General features: G+C 52.7%; 4 protein-coding genes. All 4 read left to right on the top strand.

Annotation, left to right across the window (positions count from 1 at the left end; translation table 11 throughout):
* The coding region (locus WA354_RS08565; protein ID WP_472812587.1) for an Lnb N-terminal periplasmic domain-containing protein at positions 1-905 on the top strand (905 nt) is incomplete at its 5' end.
* Positions 906-944: 39 nt separating this feature from the next.
* The gene (locus WA354_RS08560) at positions 945-3,188 is read left to right on the top strand and encodes a patatin-like phospholipase family protein (protein WP_472812586.1); all 2,244 of its coding nucleotides are present in this window, start codon (positions 945-947) and stop codon (positions 3,186-3,188) included.
* Positions 3,189-3,248: 60 nt separating this feature from the next.
* Positions 3,249-4,016, top strand: coding sequence for a bestrophin-like domain (locus WA354_RS08555; protein WP_472812585.1), 768 nt, complete (start codon positions 3,249-3,251; stop codon positions 4,014-4,016).
* Between the two features lie 190 nt (positions 4,017-4,206).
* Complete coding sequence (locus WA354_RS08550; protein WP_472812584.1) at positions 4,207-5,190, top strand: hypothetical protein; 984 nt, start codon at positions 4,207-4,209, stop codon at positions 5,188-5,190.
* The last annotated feature ends 268 nt before the right edge of the window (positions 5,191-5,458 follow it).

Raw genomic sequence — 5,458 nt, 5'->3', positions numbered from 1 at the left:
TTCGAATAACGGCATGGCGCATCCCGGCGACACTGATCTACATACTCGGTCTTATTGCGATTGTCATTGCGTTAAGAGGTTCTCGTTGGGCAGCGATCTTATGTCTCTTGAGCGTTTTTTGCGTGCTTCTATGGTGGCTCGGCTTGGAGCCTTCGAACGATGGTGATTGGCAACCAGACAATGCTCGATTAGCATGGGCTGAAATTAACGGAGATCGAGTCACCATTCACAATCTGCGCAACTGCGACTACCACACCGAAACCGACTACTCTAACTGCTGGAGCGACCGGACAGTCTATCTTTCACAGATCCGGGCTGTCGACTTTTTCTTGACGAACTGGGGCTTAAGCTTTGCGAGTCACCCCATTGTCAGCTTTCAATTTGGTGACAACGATCACGTCGCATTCTCAATCGAAGCACGCTACAGGACCGGTCAGGCATACTCGACAATTCGCGGATGTTTTCGTCAGTTCGGACTGATTTTTGTTGCGGCAGACGAGCGCGACTTGATTCGATTGCGCACCAACTACCGTAAGGATGAAGAAGTCTACATGTACCGCGTCAATGAACAGCCGGCAGTAGCGCGAGCCATGTTCCTGACCTACGTCACCTACCTGAACAACTTGAAAGACCATCCCGAGTGGTACAACGAGGTGACAAGAAACTGCACCACTACTCTTGAAAAACCTCTTGCAGCTGATGTGAACAGCCCGCAGCCCTGGAACTACCAGTTCCTCCTTAACGGCACATTGGATGAGCTGCTGTATAAGCGGGGACGATTGGTCAGCGGAGGAGTTTCTTTTCAGGAATTGAAGCAGCGTGAGCACATCAATACGGCAGCTCAAGCGGCGGGGCAGTCTCCTGATTTTTCAGCGCTCATCCGGGCGGGACGGATCGGATTTTGAGCAAAGAACGACGTTGGGAATCAAGAAACGGAGTGCGTCATGAAGTATTTTTATTCGCGTGTCGATCCTGTCTCACGTTTTCAATTGCATTTGTTCAGGATGGGATGTGCTCTGTTCACCACAATCTGGCTTTCGATGGGTGCGATCGCTCAAAGCGGACAAACGGACGCTCCCAAAAGAATGAAGGTCGGAATCGCACTCGAAGGCGGAGGTGCGCTCGGACTCGCTCATATCGGTGTGCTCCGCTGGTTTGAGCAACACCACATTCCCGTTGACTACCTCTCCGGAAATAGTATGGGGGGTCTAGTTGGTGGCTTGTATGCCACTGGCCAAAGCCCTGATCAAATTGAAGGGACCATCAAAAAGATCGATTGGCCACTGCTCTTCGGAGGCATGACCCCGTTTGAAGATCTCTCTTTCCGCCGCAAGGAGGATGCACGGGCGGTCCAAAGCACCTTGGCCATCGGCTTCAAAAAAGGAGCAGCCCTCCCATCGGGGATGAATGCAGGGCATCAGATCAGTCTCCTCATCGACCGGGAAACGTTGGCCTACTCGGACGTCAAATCATTCGATGACCTGCCTATTCCTTTCCGCTGCGTTTCGACTGAGCTGGTATCAGGAAAGGCGCACGTGTTCTCGACCGGCCCGATTGGCCTGGCAATGAGGGCGACCATGTCCTTGCCGGGAATCTTCGCTCCCGTTCATGACGGAAACAATTTGTACGTCGATGGCATGTTTGTGGACAATTTGCCCACGGATCTGGTGCGCGACATGGGCCCGGATGTTGTCATTGCGATTCATCTCCAGGTTTCCCCTGCAACCGCAGAGGACCTGCAATCTCTCTTCGGTGTCCTCGGACGGTCGCTCGATATCAGCGGGGCGGCATCGGAAGTTCGAGGGATGGAGGCCGCGGACATCGTTGTCAAGGTAGATGTTCAGAAATTCACTGCCCTCGATTTCACGCAGGCTGATGCACTCATACAGAAAGGTATGGAAGCGGCAGAACAGAAATCGAAAATCCTCATGCCGTATGCGCTTGATCAGGTCGCGTGGGACAAATACTTAGCCCAGCGTGATGCGCGCAAGAGAGGACCCGTAGGCATTCCTCAATTCATCAAAGTGGACGGTAGCACACCATCAGTCAACAAAAAGGTCGAGGCGTTTCTTCAGCCGATGGTGAACAAGCCAATCGACACCAAGACACTCGGCACGAATCTCACCCGTTTGACCGGCACAGGAAGATTCTCGAGCGCGTCCTATGGAATGACCCAGAACGGAGACGAGATCGGTCTCCTGGTCAATGTTCGTGAGCACAACAACACGCCGCCGGTTCTGCAGATCGGCTTCAACATCGATGGAACCGAGCCCGACAACGTCACCTACACGTTGGGAGGTCGATTGACATTCCTCGATGTCGCAGGCTTCGGCTCGGAATGGCGTACAGATTTTGCGATTGGAAATACTTATGAGATTTCTTCCGAGTTATACAAGAAAATTAGTCAATCCTCTAAATGGTTCGTCGCTCCGCGAGTGCATGCAAGCAATGCGGGGCAGTGGATCTATTCCTATGACAATCCGCAGGCTGACTACCGCATCGGACGAGCAGGAGGTGGGGTTGACCTCGGATACGCTATCGACCGATTCAGCGAAGTGCGAGCCGGATATGAAATCGGATATCTGGATGCAACCCTGAAACTGGGGACTCCGGCGTTCTCATCCGTGAAGGGCGGAGTGGGCGCTACGCGGTTTCGTTTTATCACCGATCACTTAGACGAGCCGATCGTTCCATCGACCGGCTATTTCGGGCAGATGGATTTCCACTGGCTTGATAAGAGCCCGGGAGCACCCTCGGCATTTCCAAATCTGGAAATGAAAACCGAGTTCTTCAAGCCAATATCTCCCGCGAGTTCCATCTTCCTGATGGCTCAGGGTGGGACCACGATGGGCTACGAGAAAACCGGCATACCTCAGTATTTCCTCGGCGGAGTTCCAGGGCTGCTTGCGTATGGGACGAATGAAGTACGGGGAGATCAGTACTTCTTGTTTCGACCGGGTTACATGCATCGTTTGGTAGCCCTCCCACCGGTCCTGGGCGGTGGCGTCTATGCGGTGGCACTTTATGAGATCGGGAAAATGTACAACGCGCCGGGCGTAAGCAAACTTCCCAATGACGGCGCCGCCGGTGCGATAGTCCGCACCGCTTTTGGACCTGTATTCATCGGCGGAAGCGTCGGAGACACCGGACATGCCACATGGTTCTTTTCTCTGGGCCACATCTTCTAGCCCGTCCGTACACGCCATTGTACTGAGAAATATGGGAAGGGAAAGACCAGGAGGACGACGATGTATTCGATCAACTTGAGTCTCCGTGTCCTTTTTCTAACCTTCGGGGGAGCGCTCTTAGGTATTTATCTGCGAAGCGTAATATTCGCTAATCAACTGACTCCGGATACGAGAGCAGTCATCACACTGTGCACCGGAATCGTAGTTACAATCACTGGGCTGGTTCTCGGGTTGCTAGTATCTTCAGCTAAGTCCTGCTACGACGCGCAAAGGCTTTTAGTTGCCCAGCTATCGTCCAAGTTGATCCTCTTGGATCGCGCCCTGCGTTCCTATGGCCCGGAGACCAAGCCGATTTGCTCTCAACTAGATGAGTTTGTTGAAGCTGCTCTCCACCGCATATGGCCAGCAGAAAGTCGCAGACAGGCGCAACTCCAACCCGAGGATGGCGCGGAAAAGTTGGAGCAGCTGATCGGAGCTCTTGTACCGAAGGAAGAAAGTCAATTATCCGCCAAGGTTCGTGCGACTGCGGGAGTTGCTGACTTGGAACAAACATGCTGGTCGATGTTTGTACAGTCAAAGAGCAATGTCATGTCGAAGCCCCTTCTCTTCGTCTTAATATCGTGGCTCGTGATGATCTTCATTAACTTCGGCCTCTTAGCGCAACCCAATCCTCTTGCGTTTATCGCCCTTCTGTTCGGTGCGATCGCGGTCTCGGCCGCAATCTTGATCATCACAGAGATGTACACGCCTTTCAGCGGAATCCAGAGATTGTCTTCGGGCCCTATTCGTGACGCATTGAACCAGGTTCGACGTTGTGGCGTAGCCTAGATCATCCCGTGCTAATAGCCAGCCTTGTTGCGGGACTATCGGCGGGAGAAATTCATCCTCGATGAAACCTGGTTGCCGCCAGATGACCAGAAGGTGAAGTGACAGATTTGCGTATCGCGGTATCTTGCCACCCACGAGGAACATATGAAGATTTCGGTCCTGCGTGACAACCAGCGTCAGGAGGACGCCAATGTCAAAAAAAGACAAAGCAAAGCATAGAGCCAAGAAAGACGAGAAAAGGGCCAGGAAGGCCAAGAAGTCCCCGGAAGCTCTGCAGGCAGTATCGCAGACATTTGCACCCGGCCAAGCCTATAGCGACGGCAAGCCCCTCGATGAGGTGACGTACTTGGAAGCCAAGCTGATTCTAAAGCCTGATCGTTTCACGTCAGTGCAGGCATTTCGCGATTTCGGCAAGATCGTGCAAAAAACAGCAAAGGCATCTGGGGTGGGTTTTGTCGCAGATGCGGAGGCCGGACTCCGGCCGCAGATCCGGGAGATTGTTTTCGGTGATACTTCCGATTTCCGGTTGTATAACAACGCATTCATCCTGAGGAGAAGAATCCCTTATGTTGATGGTTTCCCGGTGGGTGATCCGGAGATTGTCTTCAAGTTCCGACACCCAAATGAAAAGGAAGCGACGGCCATGGACGTGCGACCCAAGATCGCCGGTATGTACCGCATCAAATTCAAAGCCGAGGCGCTCCCGCTTAAGGACCAGGTTGGCGGCTTTCGCATTCTGTATTCGCACACCTGCCAATTTGGGTTGAGCCAAATGCATGATCCCGACAAGACCTCGATGGCTACCCTTGCGAAAGTATTCCCGGCACTTGCCGCTATCAAGAAATCAGACACCGAAAAGATCAGCCTCGTCAACGGAGGCATCGTGGAGGAAGTGCTGGTGCCGCTTGGTCAGCTTGATTTCGGAAAAGGAATTGTAGGGAAGTGCGACATCAGTTTATGGCGCACGCGTGGCGAGCATAAGTCTCTGGTGGGCGAATTCGCTTTTCAGGTAAAGTTTGATCGAAAAGAGGACGTAGGAGACAAGCAGAGAAAGGCAGTTGCACAGTTCTACATCTCGCTCCAGCAGGACGTGAAGGATTGGATTGCGCTTGGTGTAACCAAGACTGCGATGGTGTACCGACTTAACGGAAATGAGCCCCAAAGCCATGAGTAAGCTGCCGAAAGGCCCCTTTATCAACCTTCTGCCACTCGCGCTCTGAAAATGAGCGATATAGAACAATACTGAGCAATGCTGAAGAGTGCAAATGCCTAGCTGTTAACCGAGAGCTAGTCCGATAGGCATTGTCGGTGCGGGTTCTTCCGGGAGAATTAGGGGTACAGAAAGGGGTATCCTGATCAAAGCCACTTGTAAATTGCGTAGATTGAGAGCATATGACCGCCTGGGGGGGCAGCCAATTACGGATTTCCTCGCATTCCTCAAC

The sequence above is a fragment of the Occallatibacter sp. genome (assembly GCF_049802275.1).
Lineage (GTDB): Bacteria > Acidobacteriota > Terriglobia > Terriglobales > Acidobacteriaceae > Telmatobacter.
Note: the sequence above shows the minus strand (reverse complement) of the source record. Positions and strands in the feature narration are given on the sequence as shown.